This is a genomic window from uncultured Bacteroides sp. (assembly GCF_910578895.1).
Taxonomy (GTDB): Bacteria; Bacteroidota; Bacteroidia; order Bacteroidales; family Bacteroidaceae; genus Bacteroides.
In genome coordinates this window covers 285-19,466 of the sequence record NZ_CAJTSC010000056.1, presented here as the reverse complement: position 1 = coordinate 19,466, position 19,182 = coordinate 285, and the positions used below count along the sequence as shown (strand labels likewise).

Here is a 19,182-nt window from a genome sequence, read left to right as displayed (position 1 = left end):
GTCATGGAGGCGAACAGGCTGGCGAACTCTACCGTCTTGGGCAGCTTGATTACGCCGGGACCGGGCTTGGGGGTGTCTGCGGGAACTTTGCGCGGCCCCAGCCTGCCGTACATTTCCCGCAAGAAACGGCGCGTGAACATCAGGAAGATGCCGCAGTAGCGTTCGCCGTCCTTCGTCCTTTTGTACATCGTGATGTGATGGTCGCGCGGAATGAAGACGCATTCGCCTTTCCCCACATGAATCCGTCCGGTCCCGTTGTCGAGAATCATCTCGCCCGAGTAGACATAGTTGATGGCATATTCGCGGGAACGGTGCGTGCACCCGCCGAGGTCGTCGTAGTAGAAGCTGTAGAATACGTCATTGTAATTGAATATGAGCTTCAACGGGCCCGATTGTTCGTCTTTCATAATGTTCCGGTTTTGTTTCACGCGTGCAAATATAACGAAATAGGCTCATTGCCCTGCGGCTCGCGTCCGTGTTTTTTCGTTGCGGCGCATATTTCACGGGGTTCAACGCCACGCTCCGCACCGGCATGAACCGGACAGCAGGTGCATCCTCTCCTTCACGTCGATTTCCTTCTGCCTGGGCAGAAAGGCGTTTTCGGCGGGATAGCCCATCGTAAGCAGGCAGATGAACTCGTAGCCTTCGGGAGCGCCTACGATTTCCTTGATTCTTCCGGCTTCGTCGGCAACGGGGATGTGGAACACCGTCCCCAGTCCCTCGGCGGTGGCGGCGAGCAGCATGTTCTCCAGCGCGCACCATGCCGAGGCGAAGTAGTTGAGCGAGCTTTGCTCCTTGGGACGAAGCAGCGGGCTTTGCCTCTGACGGAAGAACGGAATAATAAGCAGCCCGCTCTGCATCAGCATACGCTGCTGCTTGGGCAGGGCGTCGGCAAACATGTCCATCTTGTCCTTGTCGCCCGATTCGTCCGCTTCGTGCACCAGGTTTTTGAACGCTTCCATGTTTTTGGCAAGCGGGGCGATTATCCGGGCGATGTTTTCGCGTCCGCGCACCACGATGAATTCAAGCTGGCGCAGGTGGTCGTTGGTCGGTGCCTTGAATGCCGCGCCGATCACTCTTTCAAGGATTTCATCACTCACTTCACGGTCGGAGTAGTCGCGGTAGGTGCGGCGTTTCTCCAATGTTTCGTACAATTCCATGACAATACGTTTTTAGGTTATGTTTCTTGTTTACGGCTGCAAAGTTATGCCGCTTTGTTGTCCTGCATTTGTTTTATCGTCTTGAATACTTGTCGTATATTTGCAGCCGTACAAATCAAAGCGATTGTTCATGGAAGATACAGCCATACCCTACGAACTGCCCGAAGCGGAGAACCATTCGTTTTTCTTCATCGACCAGCGGGTGGAGCCTCGCCTCGAAGCCAAGCTCCACCGGCATGACGCGTGGGAACTGTACCATGTGCTTCACGGACGGGGCAACCGGATGGCGGGAGACACGCTGCAACCCTTCGAAGCGGGCGACGTGGCGCTGATTCCTCCCTCGATGCTCCACCGCTGGGAATACGCCGCCGGCAGTGCCGGCGAGGACGGCTGCGTCCGCTACCTGATGGTGGCTTTCAGCCATTCGTTGGTGGAGCGGTGCATGGAAGTGTTTCCCGAGCTGCGCAACAGGCTGTCGGGCGTGATGTTTCCGGCAGACGCGTTGAAGTTCGGCCCGGAGAGTTCGCGGATCGTCCGCAAGGCGCTGGCCGAAATGAACGGCATGGACGAACTGGGACGTTTGAGCGCGATGCTCCGTCTGCTGCCGGTCATTTTCACCTCGTCCGACCACACGTTTGCCGGCAGGCCGGTGCGCATCGAACGCGACGTGCGGCGTATGCAGCAGATTTGCGCGTACGTGATGAAGCACTACGTCCATCCCATCGCGCTGGACGACATCGCGGCGGAGGTGGGGATGAACCGTTCGGCGTTCTGCTCTTACTTCAGGCGGTGCAAGGGAATGACGTTTTCGCAGTTCGTCACGCAATACCGCCTGAACACGGCTTGCGAGCTGCTGAGGCACTCGCCCAAGGGGGTGTCGGAGATTTGCTATGCGGTGGGGTTCAACGACCTGCCGCATTTCGTGAGGGTGTTTACGGGCGCAATGGGGATGTCGCCCTCCAAATACAGGAAGCGGTGCGGGGAAGCGGGTGCCTGACGTGTCTTCTCCGAAGCGCCCGCGCCGCACGCCGTTCCCGTCAGATATCCGTCTTGTGGCAGATTACGACAGCCCGCACGCCCGCTTCCGGGTATTTGTCCCGGTAATAATCCGTCAGGTCCTTGTACAGCCACAGCCGGACCGACTCGGGAGCGGCGGGAGAACGCACGCCGGCTCGCCTGCCGACAAGCACGTCATACCGCTCCGCATCGCCCTCCGCGCCGGCATCCCCCAGGAAGTCCCATTGCATATACTCCAATACCTCGCCTTCGGGGGGAAGGAGCCTGCGGCAGGCTTCGGGAAATTCCCCGTACTCCTTCCTTTCGCTCCTGAGGACGCCTTGCGCCGCCACGTTCTTCTCCGCGTCCAGCAAGAACCAGTGTTCGAATCCCGGGGCGATGTAGCGGCGCAGCCCTTCGGGAGAGAGAGCGGAGCCGGACTCGAGGTCGTCCGCGATCTCCTCCGCAATCTCCTCCTCCCGGTCCGCATCCACGGCGTGCCGGAACTCCGCGTTCAGGCAGACGCAGGATTGCTCGTAGTACCAGCCGGGGATGAAGTTGAGGGGCACGCCGCGCGAGCTTTTCTCCTCCTTCGAAATCACCTCAAGCAGTTCGTGCTCCGTCCACGCCGGCTCGCCCATGCGGTAATCCAGGTAGCTCGTTTCACTGACGCGGATTTCGTACTCGTAGCCGGGCTCGTAGTCGAAGCCGGCGATTGCCGCGAGGGCTTCCCATTGCGCGGAAGACTCTTTCCTGACGGCGTAGACCTGCGTCAGCAGGCTGCCGCCCGAGGGGGCCATGCCGAGGCGTTTTTCGGATGCCACCGTAAGGACGTATTCCTTATGGCCGGTGATTTTCCTTTCTTCCGTTTCGTCGTTGCCGCAACCGCCCAAGGCGGCGGTGCAAAGGAATAGCAGAAGCATTCCCAAAAGATTTCTTGTTTTCATATTGGCAGTACATTGTAGGTTGTATCTTCGGATTGCGCCCCCACGCCGTGCGCCGGCACGGGGACGGGGACAAAGATAAGGAATGATTTGCCTGACGCGAGCGGCTGCCGCGCAGGAATATCGCCGCGCGGCGTGATTTCTAAACCTATGTTTATTCCTTGCCGCCGAAACTCTGCCTGTGCCTGATGCGGCTCATGTGCACGGGGGTTATCCTGAGGTAGGACGCTATTTCCTTCAGCGGCACCATCTGCAGGATTTGCGGGCATCTTTTCAGGAGCAGGAGGTAGCGCTCTTCGGGGGTGTGCCTGAAAAAGTCGAGGTAGCGCGAGTAGGACTGGAAGAACAGTTGCTCGGCGGCGGTGCGCGCCCTCCGCTGGCTCTCCTTGTCCTTGTCGAACTCCTGCGACAGGAATGCGGCAGGGCAGATGTGGATGTCGCACGGGGTTATGGTCTGCATGTTCACTTCGGACTTCATGTGGTACAGGCAGGCGGGATAGTCGGCAAGGAACTCGCCGGCGAAGGAGAATCCCACGTTGTACGCCTTGCCTTCCGTGCGGTTGGTGCATGTGTACCTGACCACGCCGGACGCGATGTACCCGAAGAAGGGGCCTACCTCTCCCTCCCGCAAAAGGAACTCGTTTCTCTTGTAGCGGCGCAGTTCGCCGTGCCGCAGGCACAGGTCCTTGAAGAAGTCCGTGTCTATGCTGCTCATGTAGGGGTTGAAGTCTTTCATTGGGGGGTGGGGGGATTTATGTTATTATACTTTCTTGCGGATTTTCTTGCGGATGCAAAGATACGACTCCCTCCCGAAAAAAAAAGCCACCCTTCCCCCCGCAATGTAGTCTCCAAGTTAGTTTCTCGGAGGGGAAGCGTGCTTTTATGGAAACACTCTCTGCATTCTTTTCCCCCCTTTTTGGGGGGACGCGCGTCTTAAGGCTGTCTCCTCAAGGCGCGGTTCTCCCCGGGCGGGGGGAAGATGCCGTGCGCCGGCATCACCCCAGCGGGTTTTCCTCCATGTCCCCGTCGCTGCCGCCGCCGTTGCCGCCGTTGCTGCCGCCGGACACGATGCCTTTGGCTTTCTTGTAGTCGGCCATCGTGGCATAGCTCACGCCGTCCTCCAGCACGCCGCCGTTCTGGAACTGGATGCCCTGGAGCACGCTTTCGCGGAACTCCTTGCTTGGCGTGAAGATGATGCGGGGGTTCTTTATCATCGCCCCGGCGTTGAACTGGGCGATGTCTGCCGCCCCTTCGCTCTTGAACGTCACGCGCAGCGTCCCCAGGTCGCCCACCCGCACCGTGTGCCCCTGCTGCAACTGCTGGCGGGCGTGCCTGCCCAGCAGGTCGAGGGCGGCTTCCATTTCGATGGGAGCGGTCGTGGTGTTCTCCGTGGCAGCGCGTGTCATCGCCTTTACCGATTGTGAGACTTCGCTGACAGGGATGGCGTACCATTTCTTGGGCGCGTTCTTGTCCTGCGGATTGATTTTCTGAACGAGTTTGTATTTATACATACGTACCTCCTTTGGTTTTTAATGGGGACTGCGACGGCAAAGGTAGGCATTCTTTTGAAACGGCAATGGTTTTCAGGGGATTATTGCATACGTTAGTGGCAGAAAACGACATGCGCGGGCGGCGGCTGACGTATGCGGCGGGTGGCGACTAACGTATGCAGCGGACGACGACTAACGTATGTAGGGTCTTGCTACTAACGTTAGTAACGGGCTGCTACATACGTATGTAATGAGCTGCTACTAACGTTAGTCGTAACATGCTACTAACGTTAGTAATGAGCCGCTACTAACGTTAGTCGCAAAATGCCACTGACGTCAGCCGTAAAATGCCACCAACGTCAACCGTAATATGCCGCTAACGTCAGCCGTAAAACGATACTGACGTCAGCCGCATCCGGTCATCAGCCGCATCCATGCTTCGTTGAAGCCTTGCCATGACGGTTTCGTGTCATTTCTTCTCTTTTTGCAGCTCCCTGAAGATACGCTCCAAATCATATCCGTGCGGATTGGAAATCTGGAAATGTCCGCTTTCCAAGGGGACATTGACCTGAGGGGCGGTTATCACCGTGTCGTTGAAGACGAAGGCGATGCGCTTTCCCACGCTCTTCCTTGTGGCTTCCCTCCATACGGGCAATTTGTCGCGGAGGAGAACGCCGGTGATGGCCTTGCGCCCGGAAGCGTCCGTTTCCAGACGCAAGGTGTCGAAATCCTCCACGGTGAGGAAGGGTGTTTGCGAAAGGCTGTCTGTGGCGTGCGGCGTCACGTAGTACCAGCCGTTTGCCCGGCGGGAGGGTTGCGTCTGCGTGCAGGCCGCCATCAGCAGGCAGAAAAGGGGGATTGCAGGAATCTTCATGTTCGTTGTTTTTCAGGTTGTCAATACGTCTGTTTTCAGGTCGTCAATACATCCGTTTTCGGGTTGTCAATACATCTGTTTTCAGGTCGTCAATACGTTTGTTTTCGGGTCGTCAATACATCTTCTCCAAGGTCCACACCATCCTGTTGGGATTGTAGGCTTGCATCACGAGCCGCGTTCCCGTGTATTCCAGTACCGTCCACGGACCTGCCATGTTGTCGAACGTGATGATTTTGCCGTCTATCCGGTAAGTGAAATCCGTGTTCCACTGATATTCGCCTTCTTCGTTCATCTTGGTGTAAACGCCTTTTGAGCCGTTGGTAAACTGAAGGATGGATGGCTCGGTGTATGCTACCTTGTCCTTGGTTTCGTACACTGTCTTTTGCGCCTGCCAGGTGGTCTGCTTCAGGGCTTCGGGGGTGAAGGTCGGGAGAGGGGCATCGTCGTTGCTGCAATTTGCCAGGCACAGGAGGGTGCAGGCCATGAATACGGGGAACATCGCACGGAAAATGGTTTTCTTCTTCATCTTGTTGTTGTTTTAAGTGATTGTACATCGGTTTCTTGAAGCGGCAAAGTACGGGAGAATAAATAAAAAAGGCCTTGACATTTGTCAAGACCCCGGCATAATGGTTGTTAAAAGAGCGGCTGTTTCTCCAGCTTGCGCCGTATGCGGCTGATTGTTTCGGGTGTGACCCCGAGGAAGGAAGCGATGTTTTTCAAAGGAACCGCTTCTTTCAAGCCGGGGCAACGCTCCATCAATTTCCCGTATCGCATTTCGGGGCTGCCATACGAATCGAGCAATCGCGCATACACCATTTCATACAGGTTTTCGGCGACATGCCTGCCGAACCGTTGGGTTTCCATGCTTGTTTCCCAATATTCCGTGATGTCATGGCGGGATATTTCATAGACGGAGCAGTCTGTCAACGCTTGGATGTTCACCGGGGACAGGCTGCCTTTCATGAAGGAAGAGTAGTCGCATACGAATTCGTTGGCAAAAGCATATCCTACAATGTGTTCCTCTCCCTCTTCATCAATGTATGTATATTGGAACGTGCCCTCTTTCACCCATCCGGCAAAACGTTTCGCCTCGTTCTGGCGGATAAAGAAGTCTTTCTTGCGGTAAGCGCGCAATATCCCTTTTTCCGCAAATAAATCCTTTATGCGGGAATAGTCCAAATTGTCGAGGTATGTATTGAATTCTTTCATTGTGGCAAGCTATTTGTCGAGTCCGCGGCGTATGCGGCTGATTGTTTCTTTCCCCTTTCATCCGCGCGGGTATATCTGAACATGCCGTTTTCAATATAAGCCCCCCGGCGGTTCACTTTGTCTTGGGTGGAGAATTGTTCGCCCTTTTTAAGCTCGGCATAAGTGCCATGTCCCAGAATGAACTGCTTTAGCTGTTCTAATTTGGGATGGTTGGCGAATTGTAAGTTGAAATCGTCCATAACTATAAACCAATTGCTGCATAAATATAGAATAACTTCGCGGCTTGTGCCTGCAACGTGTCCCGCATCGTGCCGGCATGTTTTGCCAATGCTTCAAGGTCCGTGGCTGCAAAGGTAAGTCTTTTTGCGGTTAAAACTTTAGTCCGGGGGAAGAAAGGCATGGCTTTGTAGTCGGGCACTGCTGGCTTCTCATGTTTTATTCCGTATATTTGCCCGACGTTTAATCCAATCATTTTATTCAGTATGAGAATTATAAACAAACTTTCAACTCTCCTTGTCGCCCTTTTGTTGGGCTACGGCTCTGCTTATCCGCAAACGCAGGCGGATGTGAAAATGGGTGAACTTCTCAATGGCGGGGATTTGTTTCGATTGAGGAAAGGATATCCGGACCTGAAAGACTCTGTCAGCGTGAAGATGCTTGGTTTCATAGCAGATGCGCAATTGGGTATCGGATTTAACAGGCTGGAAGATGCTGCTGTCGCCCTCGACAGCTTGTTGTTGCATCATCAAAATGAGATGGGGATGGAAACCTCGATCGCAACGGCAGCTTTGCAAGGCATGAATCTTTTGAATCTGGGGATGTACGGGCAAGCCGGAAAAGTCGGGGAGGATTTGGTCAATGCGCTCAAGGAATCCGTGCCGTTTGAAGCCCTTTACAGTCTGGTGTTTATTGAAAAAGCAGGCAAGGCGCTTGCCCATGTGCCAAAGCCTTATCTTGAACGTCCCGATCATGATGTTACGGTGCCGTTAAGCGTGGAAACGGCGGGAAGGGGCAAGCATGTCCATATACCGGTGGAAGTGAATGGCATGACGAAAAACTATATTTTCGATACAGGCTGTTCGTTCGGCAATTTCGTTTCGGAAAAGTATGCGGAAGAAGCAGGTCTGAAGATTGTGGCGGATTCGATACCCATATCGGGCATGGAGATAGGTTTTGTAAAACTTGCCACGGCAGATTCGCTGAAGATAGGAGAACTGGTGTATCATAATCCCGTCTTCATGGTTACACCTCCCGACAACGAAACGGATTCGGTATTTGCTTTTGACGGGGTGCTTGGCTATCACTTTATCAGGGATGCGAAGGAGATAATCATAGACAATGAAGCCGGCAAGTTCGTTTTTCCGCAAAAACCGTCTGACGGCGAACCGAATATGTATCTGTCATCAAATGTGCCTCAAGTGCGGATCAGTTATGACGGACAACCTTTTGATTTGATTTTTGACACGGGAAACGTAAAGTCTGATTTGGGGAACAAGTTTGCAAGAACATTTCCCGATGCCATCGAGGGACTCGCGGAACATACGACTTCCCGCGGAGGCTTTGGCGGAATATCGCAGACAAAAGCAGTGACATTGCCGCGATTCTGCTTCGAGGCGGCGGGTTCTGCCGTAACATTGCATGATACGGAGGTCATCAAGGGTACGGAATCCGACAGCCATTTGTTTTCGGGTTCATTGGGAGCGGATTTCGTGTTGTCATTCAAACGGCTGGTGATTAACTATCGGGATATGTTTATACGTGGGGAATGATGGTGGTTGTATCAGAGCGGCGTAATGTATGTTGTTGCTTCATCCGGCGGCGGGAAACGGATAAAAGCTGCTATTTGAAGTGCAGAAGGCGTCCTTTTCAGACACCTTCTTTTTTGTAATTTTGTTATCGTATATATTGAATATGCTGGCATATGAAGAAATGGCTGAAAATATTACTGATAGTTTGCCATGTTATAAATGTGGCTCTGCTTGCTTACATTTCGAAGTCCATTACTTCGATAGATTCTCTCGGTGCCGTTATAAAATCAAAGAATATGCCGAGCAATGGCACATTTCGTTTGATGCTCTCTAAAATATAGTGGGGATGGAAGCAGTAGATAACAGAACAAATCAGCCTGTGAGTAAACGGACGGCATTTTTGCGGATTATGCGACATGTGTCGGTATTTGCAGTTACAATATGGCTGTTCGTACTTTTAAGTGCTTCGTTAAGCGCGAATGAATGGCATCTGATAACATGGATGGTGATTGGATGAGAAATATCGCAAAATATGACCGTCTTATGTTACCTGACAGCAATCAGCTCGTTATTGAATTTGGTGAAGATGAATATATGCCACAAGCAGATTATTTAGATGATATATTTCTGAAAATATTAAGGAAGCATTTGGATGATGCAGGATGTATAGGAATGGAAATAGATAATTATCAACTGAAAGATTATACAAAGTTCCGATTCCGACGGGTAGGAATGGGGATGTATTCATTCCGGTTGTATGACCAGCCCCTCACCCTTGAACAGCAGGACAGCTTAAATGCCAACGAGTGTTTGATTGTCTATAACGATTCGACTGTCTTTGAATTTAACGGTGGAGTGTTAGGTATTCAACATTTTGTCGGCAAGCAAGAGTTTATTGACAAAAGGAATAAAACCGTACCACATCATGCAAAACATCAATAAATAACTAATTTTGCATTCGGATAGGGGCGACTCTTCCCAAGACATAAGAAAAAAGAAGCGTTATGCTCATCTTGTAACTTGAAAACCTGAGAGCCTTTCACATTTGATGCAGGAGGATGTAAGCGAGTGCAAGATTTATTCCCATTTAAAAATGTAACATCAAATGACACCGAAAGAAGTACTGGAGAAATGGATTGATTGTTTCAACGCGTCCGACGTGGAGGGAATCGCCGCGCTATATGCGGACGATGCCGTAAACCATCAGGTGGCGAACGCTCCCGTGGCGGGAAAAGAAGCCATACGCCGGATGTTTGCCGGGGAGTTCGCAACGGCTAAAATGGTTTGTATTGTTGAAAATGTTTTTGAAGATGGAGAATGGGCTATATTGGAATGGAAAGACCCATTGGGGTTGCGTGGTTGCGGCTTCTTCCATATCAAAAACAATCTTATTGTATATCAGAGGGGCTACTGGGACAAGCTTAGTTTCTTGAAGCAACACAATCTTCCAATCGAATAGACGTTTTGTAACGCTAAAACACTTTTATAATGCCATACATATCAGTTGAAAGCGGAGCATTGACCTCCGAACAAAAGAAAGAACTTATTGAGCGGCTGACAGCAACAGCCGCCGAAATAACCCATATCCCGGCGCAGTTCTTCACCGTAACCATCAAGGAATTGCCGGATGAGAACTTCGGCATCGGCGGCAAGTCGATTGACGAAATAAAACGTAGCTATAAAGGATAGTATTATGAATATCGAGGAACAACTACGGCGATTATCCGAAAGGGAAACAGATATGCACTTCAACAATGTAGAGGTTAATCCGGAAATCATACGGGCAATCATGATAAATGAGGTTGTCCCCTCATGCCCGGAAGATGATTTCTATGGAAAGCCGGATGCCGCATATATGTCAACGACAATTCCATTGTTCCGAAAAGCCGGGATAGAGGTGAATTCCGCACCGGATATCCTGAACAAAGGGATTTACATCACCAATGCTGTTAAGATGCCCAAAACCGAATATGCCGTTTCAAAAGAGAACATAGAGGAAAATCTGCCTTATCTGGAAAGAGAACTTGCATTGTTTCCCAATGTCAGGGTCATTATGCTTATGGGGGATGTGGCAAAGAAAGCCTTTAATATGATAAGCAAGAAGGCGACCGGGAAGAATGCTGTCCCAAGCATATCTACCTATAAATTGCGCAATACCGAGATTTTATACAACGGTATTCGTATCCTTCCATCCTATATAATGACGGGGCAAAACATCCTGATTGAGAAATCAAAATTCGAAATGGCATCGGAGGATATTGCAACGATGCACCGGTTAATTAAAGAATCATGATTACAATATGGCTATTACACCTGACAACATTCTGAAATATTGCCTTGACAACCTTGAAGGAGTTGTCGAAGTTCGTAGCTGGGGCGAGCGTGGTATTTTCTATAATCCCAGTAGCGTACTGAAACGTGGCGTATATGTCTTGACAATCAAAGAAAAGGATGGAGACAATGACCGAGCTTCCAGACTATACCGTGAGGGAGCGTGGCGAGTGAATATAGGTGTCCGAAAACAGACATTCCGCACTTTGTTCGGAGAATTGCCCAAACGTCCATGCAAAGGCAGTATTGTGGATATGCCATATAACTTTACTGCAAAGAATGTCATTATGCCGCATCCGGTCTATGCGTGGATGGGGTGGATTTGCGCTTTGAGCCCATCCGAAACGACTTTTGAATCATTGAAGCCATATATCCTCGAATCTTATGAATATGCAAAAGAGAAATTCAACAAAAGGAAATAGCCGTTGTGATAAGAAACATATTTATTGATTGTGTATCACAGTTGCAGTAATTTACCCTTGGCGATTGCTCGTTTTGCAGCAGAGCGCAGCGATATGGCTGTGTGTATGATATTGTTTTAGGCTTCATAAGGTGATTGGAAATGGAAAGAATTGATTCTTAGTTTGGATAAAACCTTATACACAAAAAAGAGGAATATTCTTACCGAATTTCCTCTTTCTTCCGGGGTGACTGAAGGGACTCGAACCCTCGACATTCAGAACCACAATCTGACGCTCTAACCAACTGAACTACAGTCACCATGTTGCTGCATTTCTCAAATGCGTTGCAAAGGTAGGGATATTTTTTGATATTGCAAATGTTTTGAGGAATATTTTACTGAAAAAACAACTATTTGTTATTCTTGTAAGTTCCCATATTTTACTGAAACAGCAACTTTGGTGCCGTTTCATAAAGATAATCAATAGATTACTGAATCTTTGATAAATTGCCAACCGATGAATAGGAAGGATATGAAATATAATTTTTTCTCCGGCGAGAATAGAGTGGTAGGTCCATATTAAAGTATATCTGTATTGGACAATACGAGAAAATGGAAAAGATGAGGATAAAAGGTTTGAATGATGGTGAATGGCTCAAATTGTTTTGTAATTTTTGTTTGCCACAATCTAAATAATGAGGGTGCGTCAAAACTCTCTTATTAACCCAATCACTCCTGTCACAGATATCTGTGACAGGAGTGATTTCTATATTTGGGGTGTGTCGAAACGCCCTCATATATAGAAGGATAGAGAAGATGAATGCTTTTAGCATTATCCCTGTTATTGATAAATAGCTTTCTTGCCTGCCAACAGAGTATTCTTCATTAAAGAAACAATGGTCATTGGACCGACACCGCCGGGTACGGGAGTGATGAATGAACATTTGGAAGCCACTTCATCGAATTTGACGTCACCGGTTAGTTTGAAGCCTGATTTCTTGGTCGTATCCGGTACACGGGTAGTACCTACGTCAATGACGACAGCGCCTTCTTTCACCATTTCCGCTTTTACAAAGTTAGGTTGCCCTAAAGCGGCAATAAGGATATCGGCTTCCTGGCACTCTTTTATCAGGTCCTTACTTCGGCTGTGGCATACGGTTACGGTAGCATCGCCCGGATATGCCTTTTGCATCATAAGAGAAGCCATAGGTTTGCCTACAATATTGCTGCGTCCCAATACCACACATTTTTTTCCGGAAGTTTCTATGTTATATCTTTTCAGTAATTCGAGGATGCCATTGGGGGTTGCGGAAACATAGCAAGGCAGTCCTATGGACATACGTCCCACGTTGATGGGGTGAAATCCGTCTACATCTTTGCGGTAGTCAATGGTTTCAATCACTTTTTGTTCTGAGATATGTTTGGGCAAAGGTAACTGGACAATGAAACCGTCCACATCCGCATCTTCGTTAAGTTCACGTACTTTTGCCAATAATTCCTCTTCCGTCACATCAGTTTCGTAACGGATGAGAGAGGAGTTAAATCCACATGCTTCGCAAGCTTTCACTTTGGCTGCCACATAAGTTTCGCTGCCACCATCGTGTCCTACAAGGATAGCTGCCAGGTGCGGGCGTTTTCCGCCACGTGCCACTATCTCGGCCACTTCTGATGCAATTTCCTGCTTTACTTGTTCGGAAATCGCTTTTCCGTCAATTAATGTCATATTCAATTTCAATATATTATTGTGAGTATTTAAAGTTAGTATATATTGGTTATTATTCGCATAGCATCAATCGCAAAAGTAGGGCAAATAACCGAATAAAACAAAAATCCCGCTGACTTCATTTGATATATGAAATTAGCGGGATTTATATACAAGGAGATTTCTCTTTCTTATCGTTTCAGTTTTGGCATCATCTTACCCATTTTGCTGCCAGTCACCATTTTCATCATCTTACGGGTCTGGTCGAACTGTTTCAGCAAGCGGTTTACTTCCTGAATGTTCGTGCCGCTACCTTTGGCGATGCGTTGACGACGCGATCCGTTCAGGATTGCCGGGTTGCTGCGTTCTTCCGGGGTCATGGAGTAGATAATCGCTTCGATGCTTTTAAAAGCATTGTCGTCAATATCAATATCCTTGATAGCCTTGCCTACGCCCGGTATCATGGAAGCAAGTTCTTTCAGATTACCCATTTTTTTGATTTGTGCAATCTGGCTTAGGAAGTCGTTAAAGTCGAACTGATTTTTTGCAATCTTCTTTTGCAGACGTTTCGCCTCTTCTTCATCATACTGCTCTTGCGCACGCTCTACCAATGACACAATATCACCCATACCGAGGATACGGTCCGCCATACGGGCAGGGTGGAATTGGTCGATAGCATCCAACTTTTCGCCGGTTCCTACGAATTTAATAGGCTTGTTCACTACAGTACGGATAGAAAGAGCTGCACCACCACGGGTATCACCGTCCAATTTAGTCAGTACCACACCATTGAAGTCCAAACGTTCGTTGAATTCCTTTGCAGTGTTTACGGCATCTTGTCCGGTCATGGAGTCTACTACAAACAGGATTTCATCCGGATTGATTGCGGCTTTGATTGCGGCAATCTCGTTCATCATCTCCTCGTCTACGGCAAGACGACCGGCTGTATCGACGATGACAAGGTCGTATCCTTTCGCCTTGGCTTCCTGTATGGCATTTTGAGCTATGGTTACCGGATTTTTACTATCCGGTTCGGAATACATGGGCACTTCAATTTGCTCTGCCAGTACGCGCAACTGTTCGATGGCGGCAGGACGGTAAACGTCGCATGCCACTAACAGAGGCTTGCGGTTCTTTTTGGTTTTTAACATACGTGCCAACTTTCCGGAGAAAGTAGTCTTACCTGAACCTTGCAGACCGGACATTAGAATTACCGCCGGTTTGGAGTTGAGGTTGATTTCCGCAGTTTCACCACCCATGAGCTGTGTCAACTCATCGTGTACGATTTTTACCATTAACTGGCTGGGCTTTACTGCTGTCAGTACGTTTTGTCCCAATGCCTTCTCCTTAACGGTATCGGTGAAATTTTTAGCCACTTTATAGTTTACATCGGCATCCAAAAGCGCTTTACGCACGTCTTTCAGCGTTTCTGCCACATTGATTTCGGTGATTTTACCTTCACCTTTCAGGATTTTAAACGACCTCTCAAGTCTTTCGCTTAAATTATCGAACATACTATACTAATTACATTTGTGGAAATAATATACAAGAAATTAACTATTCATGCTCATCAGGAATTCGTCATTATCTTTGGTTTTTTCCAAGCGGTCTTTTACGAAATCCATTGCTTCTATCGGGTTCATGTCAGCAAGATACTTGCGAAGTATCCACATGCGATCCAGCGTTTGCTTGTCTTGCAGCAGGTCATCACGACGGGTGCTGGAAGCAACGATGTTGACAGCCGGGAAGATACGTTTGTTGGACAGATTACGATCGAGTTGCAATTCCATGTTACCTGTTCCTTTAAATTCTTCAAAGATAACTTCGTCCATTTTCGAACCGGTATCAATCAGTGCCGTTGCAAGGATAGTCAGTGAACCGCCGCCTTCGATGTTGCGGGCAGCACCGAAAAAGCGTTTCGGCTTGTGCAGTGCATTGGCATCTACACCACCGGACAATACCTTTCCCGAAGCTGGAGAAACTGTGTTGTAGGCTCGTGCCAAACGGGTTATGGAGTCAAGGAAGATAACAACATCGTGTCCGCATTCCACCATTCTTTTGGCTTTCTCCAGTACGATGCCCGCTATCTTGACGTGACGTTCCGCAGGTTCGTCAAAAGTAGAGGCTATGACTTCCGCATTGACAGTACGTGCCATGTCGGTAACTTCTTCCGGGCGTTCGTCAATCAGCAACATGATCATGTAAACTTCCGGGTGATTGGCTGCAATGGCATTGGCAATGTCTTTCATCAAAAGAGTCTTACCGGTTTTGGGTTGTGCAACGATTAGTGCACGTTGACCTTTACCGATAGGCGCAAAGAGATCTACCACACGGGCAGACATGGAATCGGAATATCCGCCTTTGCAAAGTTTGAATTTCTCGTCCGGAAAAAGCGGAGTGAGATGCTCGAACGGCACACGGTCGCGTACGAAAGCCGGATCGCGTCCGTTAATCTTGGATACTTTCACCAGCGGGAAATATTTCTCGCCTTCTTTAGGCGGGCGGATAACGCCTTCCACTACATCGCCGGTCTTCAGCCCGAACAGTTTGATTTGTGACTGTGAAACGTAAATGTCATCAGGAGAAGAGAGGTAGTTGTAATCGGATGAACGCAGGAAGCCATAGCCGTCCTGCATGATTTCCAACACGCCGGTTCCGGTTAATATGTCATCGAATTCGTATGCCTTTTCGCGTTCTACTGTCGGCTTGCGCTCTGAAGCAACATAATTTTCGTTATTGTATGGCTGCTGTGCGGGGCGTTGCTGTGCAGAACGCTGGTTGTTATTATTGTTGTTACGATTGTTATTGTATGGATTGTTGTTGTCACGCTGGCGCAAGCGCGGACGCTGTTGTTGTGGCTGTTCGGTGACGGGAGTGGAAGTTTCCGTTTTGGTGGCTTCAAATTTACCGATAAGCTCCGATGGCAATTCTATATTTTCGGTAGGCAGGTCTTCAATAGGGATGAAGTCGTTTTCCGCTTCTGATAAGACTGGGTTTTCGTCCGGTGTGGGATGAGGAGTTGCAACTGCTTTCTTCGGCTCTTCCGTTTCGGCTTTTACTTCTGGCTGAACGATTGCCTGAGCTGTTTGGGGTGCTTCCGTTGTGGGAGCCGCTTCCGGTTTTACTTTACGAGGGCGTCCCGGTCTGCGTTTGGGAACTTCCGCTTCAGCTACGGGAGTAACGGCTGTAGCCGATTCTTTAGCTGCCTCTGCTGCTTGTCCGGCAGGTGTTTCTTCGGCTTTTCCTTTTGTAAGATTGCCGTTTTTATTGGCTGTAAATACCTTGTCCGTAGTTTCTTTTTTGACTGTTACGCGAGAGCGTTTTTGTTTGTCCCCTTTGCGTTCTTCTTTCAGTTTGTCGGCTGCTACTTTCTTGGTTGCTCCTGCAATGGCTTGCTCGTCCAGTATCTTATAAACGAGTTCTTCCTTTTTGAGGGAATCTGTTTTTTTGATACCCAACTCTTGGGCAATAGCTTGCAATTCCGACAAACTCTTGTCGTTTAATTGAATGATATTATACATACAGTATATGTGTGAATGGTTTTTACTTATATCGGTAAGTCTACCTTGTAAATTATGATTTAATAGGGATATTTGTTATTGAACCGGAAGTCTCATAAACAATCCTTACCTCAGTAAGGAGTTACAGAGTGTTTCAACGGTGCAAAGGTAATAATTATTTTGAGTTTCATAAATAAATCGTCTTTTTTTTGATTTTAAAAGTTTATCTTTGTTTTGTTATAAATAAGTAGATATTTACAATTCGTTTATCTAATGAGATAATATAAGATAATTGGCATTTATCAAGAAATAGGGTTATGAATATACATGCAGTTCATTTGATTACTTTTTCACCCACTCGTACTTCTAAACAAATAGGTGAAGCAATTGTTCGTGGTACAGGTATTTCCGAAATCATTGAGACAGATTTGACATTACGTATGGCAGGCAGATTGGAAATCCCCGAAAATACGTTGGTAGTGGTTACTGTTCCTGTATATGGTGGCAAAGTGGCACCTTTGGCATTGGAGCGGATGGAAAACATCCGTGCTTCCGGAACTCCGGCAGTGTTGGTTGTTGTTTATGGCAATCGTGCCTATGAAAAGGCATTGAAAGAGTTGGACGCATTTGCTTCGGAAAGAGGATTTAAAGTGATTGCCGGCGCCACGTTTGTTGGTGAACATTCATACAGCACCGAACAGCATCCCATAGCCGTAGGACGGCCGGATGCGGATGATTTGCAGTTTGCAGAAACATTCGGTGCCAAGATACGGACTAAGATAGAGTCAGCATCCGGCATCGACAATCTGTATGCCGTTGATGTCAGCCGTATCCAACGCCCTCGTCAGGCATTCTTTCCATTGTTCCGCTTCTTGAGGAAAGTAGTGAAATTGCGTAAAAGCGGTGTGCCCATGCCTCGTATTCCGGCAGTGAATGCGGAGCGTTGCAGTCACTGCGGATATTGTGTCACGCATTGTCCGGCAAGTGCTATCGGAAAAGGAGAGGAATGTACCACCGATGCGGCAAAGTGTATCCGTTGCTGTGCCTGTGTGAAAAGATGCCCGCAGAAAGCCCGTACGTTTGATACGCCATTTGCAACCTTGCTTGCCGATTGCTTTAAACGACAGAAGGAAAATAGGATTCTCCTATGAGAAGAATAGGGGATAGGCGGCTCTGGGAACTGGGTGATTATGCTTCAGTTTTGGGAGGATGCTGGTCCGTTCTCAGGGGATGATAGGCGGATGACAAGTACGCGTTTGGTAGAAGTGCCGATACGGAAACGGTTGTCCGTTCTTTCGCCTACCAGCCAGATAATCTCTTTGCCACAACACAGCACCCATTGTTGCTCTTTGCGCAACAGGGAGAATTTCCGGTCGGTCATGTAGTCGCTTACTTTTTTTGTCCCTTTCATGCCGAAAGGGACAAAAGTGTCTCCTTGCTGCCAAAGACGCAGGGATAGGGGATGCGGAAGTTTGTCCGCATCAAAGCAGGCGGTGGCTTTGTCGCGGGGGATGGTAAATTCCGGGGTAAAAGCATGCTCTTCCATTGCCAGTAGAGGGGGCACTGCCTGTTGGCGGGATTCAATCAACAGAAATTCGCGGTCTTTCACGACACGCCACTGTTCCGTAGAGAAGGTCTTTCCCGGTTGTCCGTCTAAAGCACGGTATATGTCTCCCACTTGGGCGGTATTGAAGCCGAGCGGATACAGGATTTCGAACAATAATGCCTTAGGAGCGGGTTCTTTCATCAATGCTTCGATGTGTATGCCCGTTGTGGTCTGTACCCGTTTTATTCCTTCCTCTATACCTTTCTTATATATAGCGGCTACTTCGCCCAAGTGCTCGGCAGTGTTGAGAATACTCTCTTTGACGGAAGGATTGATTGCCTGCATTAGGGGTAACAGGTTCAGACGTATCTTGTTTCGGGTATATTCGTCTTGCAGATTGGTGCTGTCCGTTACGTAATCTTGTCCGATACGGTTTAGGTAAGCAATAATTTCTTTGCGCTCCAGGCAGAGCAGGGGACGCACGACACGTCCGTTTTGGGGACGTATTCCCTGCATGCCGTTGATGCCGGTGCCGCGTATCAGATTCAGCAGAAGGGTTTCTACGCTATCGTCCCGATGATGGGCTACGGCGATGACATCGGCATTGATGTGCTGCCGTATATGCTCGAACCAATTGTAACGCAGTTCGCGTGCCGCCATTTCAATGGAGATGCGGCGCTCTTTGGCGGTGCGCATGGTGTCGAAGTGGGCGATATGCAACGGCACTTGCAGTTTGGCGCAGAGTTGTCGGACGAATGCTTCGTCTCTGTCGGATTCCGCATCCCGAAGGTGAAAGTTGCAGTGTGCGGCTTCGCAGTTATAGCCTGATGTTTGTAGTAGAAGCAGCAGGGCTACGGAGTCCGCACCGCCACTTAGAGTGACGAGCACTTTGTCTGTCGGCATAAAAAGCTGTTTCCGATTGATGTATTGCGTTACTTTTTCCTTTTCCATAGCAGCAAATATACGTATTTCTTCTTTAATTCCGTTATTCTTGTACGGAAACGTTGCTTCAGCGACACGGCTTGTTCATTTGCAGGAGTTAAAGGGAGTTATAAGGAGTTATCTTCCTTCGGGATAGGAATTAAAAAGCCGACAGCCACACCGGGGAACACGACCGGAGAGACCACCCAAACAGACAGGCGGAGGCGGACAAACGGAAGCGGAACGGTGAAGAACAAACGGAATAAGAACAGACCGGCAAAGCATCCCCTCTAAACGGTTATTATCAGCAACATACGAGTGCCACTCATTTTCTGCATGGTGGAACTTTATTCCCAGCTTG

At 48.9% G+C, this 19,182-nt stretch carries 21 protein-coding genes, 1 tRNA gene and 2 pseudogenes; 8 read left to right on the top strand and 16 right to left on the bottom strand.

The genetic code is table 11. The annotated features are described in order from the left end of the window. Both QZ327_RS12125 and QZ327_RS12120 read right to left on the bottom strand, forming a co-directional pair. Positions 1 to 407, bottom strand: a pseudogene (locus tag QZ327_RS12125) (AraC family transcriptional regulator); the annotation flags it as partial. 102 nt (positions 408 to 509) lie between these two features. Next, positions 510 to 1,160, bottom strand: a complete 651-nt coding sequence (locus tag QZ327_RS12120) for a nitroreductase family protein (RefSeq protein WP_294619641.1) — start codon at positions 1,158 to 1,160, stop codon at positions 510 to 512. A 130-nt stretch (positions 1,161 to 1,290) separates the two neighbouring features. Between QZ327_RS12120 and QZ327_RS12115 the strand changes: the two genes are divergently transcribed. Further along, the gene (locus QZ327_RS12115; protein ID WP_294619639.1) at positions 1,291 to 2,157 is read left to right on the top strand and encodes an AraC family transcriptional regulator; all 867 of its coding nucleotides are present in this window, start codon (positions 1,291 to 1,293) and stop codon (positions 2,155 to 2,157) included. Positions 2,158 to 2,197: 40 nt separating this feature from the next. On the opposite strand, the gene QZ327_RS12110 is transcribed toward QZ327_RS12115, so the two are convergent. The 8 genes and pseudogenes from QZ327_RS12110 to QZ327_RS12075 all read right to left on the bottom strand — a co-directional run bounded on the left by QZ327_RS12110 (position 2,198) and on the right by QZ327_RS12075 (position 7,145). Continuing rightward, positions 2,198 to 3,103, bottom strand: coding sequence for a DUF4377 domain-containing protein (locus QZ327_RS12110; protein ID WP_294619637.1), 906 nt, complete (start codon positions 3,101 to 3,103; stop codon positions 2,198 to 2,200). Between the two features lie 151 nt (positions 3,104 to 3,254). Next, positions 3,255 to 3,815, bottom strand: coding sequence for a Crp/Fnr family transcriptional regulator (locus QZ327_RS12105; RefSeq protein ID WP_301004298.1), 561 nt, complete (start codon positions 3,813 to 3,815; stop codon positions 3,255 to 3,257). Between the two features lie 280 nt (positions 3,816 to 4,095). Beyond that, positions 4,096 to 4,611, bottom strand: coding sequence for a hypothetical protein (locus tag QZ327_RS12100; RefSeq protein WP_294619632.1), 516 nt, complete (start codon positions 4,609 to 4,611; stop codon positions 4,096 to 4,098). Positions 4,612 to 5,059: 448 nt separating this feature from the next. After that, a complete protein-coding gene (locus QZ327_RS12095) occupies positions 5,060 to 5,464 on the bottom strand; it encodes a hypothetical protein (RefSeq protein ID WP_294619630.1) in 405 nt (134 codons plus the stop codon). A 112-nt stretch (positions 5,465 to 5,576) separates the two neighbouring features. Then, the gene (locus QZ327_RS12090) at positions 5,577 to 5,990 is read right to left on the bottom strand and encodes a hypothetical protein (RefSeq protein ID WP_294619628.1); all 414 of its coding nucleotides are present in this window, start codon (positions 5,988 to 5,990) and stop codon (positions 5,577 to 5,579) included. Positions 5,991 to 6,097: 107 nt separating this feature from the next. Next, on the bottom strand, positions 6,098 to 6,673 hold the full coding sequence (locus QZ327_RS12085; RefSeq protein WP_294619626.1) for a Crp/Fnr family transcriptional regulator: 576 nt from the start codon (positions 6,671 to 6,673) through the stop codon (positions 6,098 to 6,100). A gap of 50 nt (positions 6,674 to 6,723) precedes the next feature. Next, a pseudogene (locus QZ327_RS12080) lies at positions 6,724 to 6,912 on the bottom strand (Crp/Fnr family transcriptional regulator); the annotation flags it as partial. Between the two features lie 2 nt (positions 6,913 to 6,914). Next, on the bottom strand, positions 6,915 to 7,145 hold the full coding sequence (locus QZ327_RS12075) for a hypothetical protein (RefSeq protein ID WP_294619622.1): 231 nt from the start codon (positions 7,143 to 7,145) through the stop codon (positions 6,915 to 6,917). A gap of 10 nt (positions 7,146 to 7,155) precedes the next feature. Between QZ327_RS12075 and QZ327_RS12070 the strand changes: the two genes are divergently transcribed. From QZ327_RS12070 to QZ327_RS12045, 6 genes are all read left to right on the top strand, one after another. Then, the gene (locus tag QZ327_RS12070; RefSeq protein ID WP_294619620.1) at positions 7,156 to 8,442 is read left to right on the top strand and encodes a retropepsin-like aspartic protease; all 1,287 of its coding nucleotides are present in this window, start codon (positions 7,156 to 7,158) and stop codon (positions 8,440 to 8,442) included. Positions 8,443 to 8,904: 462 nt separating this feature from the next. Beyond that, complete coding sequence (locus tag QZ327_RS12065; RefSeq protein ID WP_294619618.1) at positions 8,905 to 9,363, top strand: hypothetical protein; 459 nt, start codon at positions 8,905 to 8,907, stop codon at positions 9,361 to 9,363. A gap of 163 nt (positions 9,364 to 9,526) precedes the next feature. Next, positions 9,527 to 9,880 carry a nuclear transport factor 2 family protein gene (locus QZ327_RS12060; protein WP_294619616.1) on the top strand — a complete coding sequence of 118 codons (354 nt, stop codon included), beginning with the start codon at positions 9,527 to 9,529 and terminating at the stop codon, positions 9,878 to 9,880. Positions 9,881 to 9,909: 29 nt separating this feature from the next. Continuing rightward, positions 9,910 to 10,110 (top strand): 4-oxalocrotonate tautomerase DmpI, encoded by a 201-nt coding sequence (dmpI, locus tag QZ327_RS12055; protein ID WP_138298338.1) that lies wholly within the window; start codon positions 9,910 to 9,912, stop codon positions 10,108 to 10,110. A 4-nt stretch (positions 10,111 to 10,114) separates the two neighbouring features. Then, positions 10,115 to 10,714, top strand: a complete 600-nt coding sequence (locus tag QZ327_RS12050; protein WP_150980558.1) for a uracil-DNA glycosylase family protein — start codon at positions 10,115 to 10,117, stop codon at positions 10,712 to 10,714. A gap of 7 nt (positions 10,715 to 10,721) precedes the next feature. Continuing rightward, positions 10,722 to 11,174, top strand: a complete 453-nt coding sequence (locus QZ327_RS12045; protein WP_294619611.1) for a DUF6194 family protein — start codon at positions 10,722 to 10,724, stop codon at positions 11,172 to 11,174. A gap of 224 nt (positions 11,175 to 11,398) precedes the next feature. On the opposite strand, the gene QZ327_RS12040 is transcribed toward QZ327_RS12045, so the two are convergent. The 4 genes from QZ327_RS12040 to rho form a co-directional block, all read right to left on the bottom strand. Further along, positions 11,399 to 11,472: transfer RNA gene (locus QZ327_RS12040), tRNA-His, on the bottom strand. A gap of 521 nt (positions 11,473 to 11,993) precedes the next feature. Beyond that, on the bottom strand, positions 11,994 to 12,875 hold the full coding sequence (gene folD, locus QZ327_RS12035) for a bifunctional methylenetetrahydrofolate dehydrogenase/methenyltetrahydrofolate cyclohydrolase FolD (RefSeq protein WP_294619609.1): 882 nt from the start codon (positions 12,873 to 12,875) through the stop codon (positions 11,994 to 11,996). Positions 12,876 to 13,045: 170 nt separating this feature from the next. Continuing rightward, entirely contained in the window at positions 13,046 to 14,368 is a 1,323-nt protein-coding gene (ffh, locus tag QZ327_RS12030) for a signal recognition particle protein (RefSeq protein ID WP_294619607.1), read from the bottom strand. A gap of 39 nt (positions 14,369 to 14,407) precedes the next feature. Further along, the gene (rho, locus tag QZ327_RS12025; RefSeq protein ID WP_294619605.1) at positions 14,408 to 16,375 is read right to left on the bottom strand and encodes a transcription termination factor Rho; all 1,968 of its coding nucleotides are present in this window, start codon (positions 16,373 to 16,375) and stop codon (positions 14,408 to 14,410) included. A gap of 296 nt (positions 16,376 to 16,671) precedes the next feature. Here rho and QZ327_RS12020 point away from each other — a divergent pair, with 296 nt between their 5' ends. Beyond that, the gene (locus tag QZ327_RS12020; protein ID WP_294619603.1) at positions 16,672 to 17,505 is read left to right on the top strand and encodes a 4Fe-4S dicluster domain-containing protein; all 834 of its coding nucleotides are present in this window, start codon (positions 16,672 to 16,674) and stop codon (positions 17,503 to 17,505) included. 44 nt (positions 17,506 to 17,549) lie between these two features. On the opposite strand, the gene tilS is transcribed toward QZ327_RS12020, so the two are convergent. After that, positions 17,550 to 18,851: a tRNA lysidine(34) synthetase TilS gene (gene tilS, locus QZ327_RS12015; protein ID WP_294619601.1), complete on the bottom strand. Its 1,302-nt coding sequence runs from the start codon at positions 18,849 to 18,851 to the stop codon at positions 17,550 to 17,552. A gap of 108 nt (positions 18,852 to 18,959) precedes the next feature. Then, positions 18,960 to 19,182: hypothetical protein (locus tag QZ327_RS12010; RefSeq protein WP_294619600.1), on the bottom strand; the 223-nt coding region annotated here is incomplete at its 5' end.

Excerpts from the sequence above, each read along its gene's own strand:
- QZ327_RS12120 (WP_294619641.1), bottom strand. The coding sequence starts at position 1,160 with ATGGAATTGTACGAAACATTGGAGAAACGCCGCACCTACCGCGACTAC.
- QZ327_RS12115 (WP_294619639.1), top strand. The coding sequence starts at position 1,291 with ATGGAAGATACAGCCATACCCTACGAACTGCCCGAAGCGGAGAACCAT.
- QZ327_RS12110 (WP_294619637.1), bottom strand. The coding sequence starts at position 3,103 with ATGAAAACAAGAAATCTTTTGGGAATGCTTCTGCTATTCCTTTGCACC.
- QZ327_RS12105 (WP_301004298.1), bottom strand. The coding sequence starts at position 3,815 with ATGAGCAGCATAGACACGGACTTCTTCAAGGACCTGTGCCTGCGGCAC.
- QZ327_RS12100 (WP_294619632.1), bottom strand. The coding sequence starts at position 4,611 with ATGTATAAATACAAACTCGTTCAGAAAATCAATCCGCAGGACAAGAAC.
- QZ327_RS12095 (WP_294619630.1), bottom strand. The coding sequence starts at position 5,464 with ATGAAGATTCCTGCAATCCCCCTTTTCTGCCTGCTGATGGCGGCCTGC.
- QZ327_RS12090 (WP_294619628.1), bottom strand. The coding sequence starts at position 5,990 with ATGAAGAAGAAAACCATTTTCCGTGCGATGTTCCCCGTATTCATGGCC.
- QZ327_RS12085 (WP_294619626.1), bottom strand. The coding sequence starts at position 6,673 with ATGAAAGAATTCAATACATACCTCGACAATTTGGACTATTCCCGCATA.
- QZ327_RS12075 (WP_294619622.1), bottom strand. The coding sequence starts at position 7,145 with ATGATTGGATTAAACGTCGGGCAAATATACGGAATAAAACATGAGAAG.
- QZ327_RS12070 (WP_294619620.1), top strand. The coding sequence starts at position 7,156 with ATGAGAATTATAAACAAACTTTCAACTCTCCTTGTCGCCCTTTTGTTG.
- QZ327_RS12065 (WP_294619618.1), top strand. The coding sequence starts at position 8,905 with ATGGCATCTGATAACATGGATGGTGATTGGATGAGAAATATCGCAAAA.
- QZ327_RS12060 (WP_294619616.1), top strand. The coding sequence starts at position 9,527 with ATGACACCGAAAGAAGTACTGGAGAAATGGATTGATTGTTTCAACGCG.
- dmpI (WP_138298338.1), top strand. The coding sequence starts at position 9,910 with ATGCCATACATATCAGTTGAAAGCGGAGCATTGACCTCCGAACAAAAG.
- QZ327_RS12050 (WP_150980558.1), top strand. The coding sequence starts at position 10,115 with ATGAATATCGAGGAACAACTACGGCGATTATCCGAAAGGGAAACAGAT.
- QZ327_RS12045 (WP_294619611.1), top strand. The coding sequence starts at position 10,722 with ATGGCTATTACACCTGACAACATTCTGAAATATTGCCTTGACAACCTT.
- folD (WP_294619609.1), bottom strand. The coding sequence starts at position 12,875 with ATGACATTAATTGACGGAAAAGCGATTTCCGAACAAGTAAAGCAGGAA.
- ffh (WP_294619607.1), bottom strand. The coding sequence starts at position 14,368 with ATGTTCGATAATTTAAGCGAAAGACTTGAGAGGTCGTTTAAAATCCTG.
- rho (WP_294619605.1), bottom strand. The coding sequence starts at position 16,375 with ATGTATAATATCATTCAATTAAACGACAAGAGTTTGTCGGAATTGCAA.
- QZ327_RS12020 (WP_294619603.1), top strand. The coding sequence starts at position 16,672 with ATGAATATACATGCAGTTCATTTGATTACTTTTTCACCCACTCGTACT.
- tilS (WP_294619601.1), bottom strand. The coding sequence starts at position 18,851 with ATGGAAAAGGAAAAAGTAACGCAATACATCAATCGGAAACAGCTTTTT.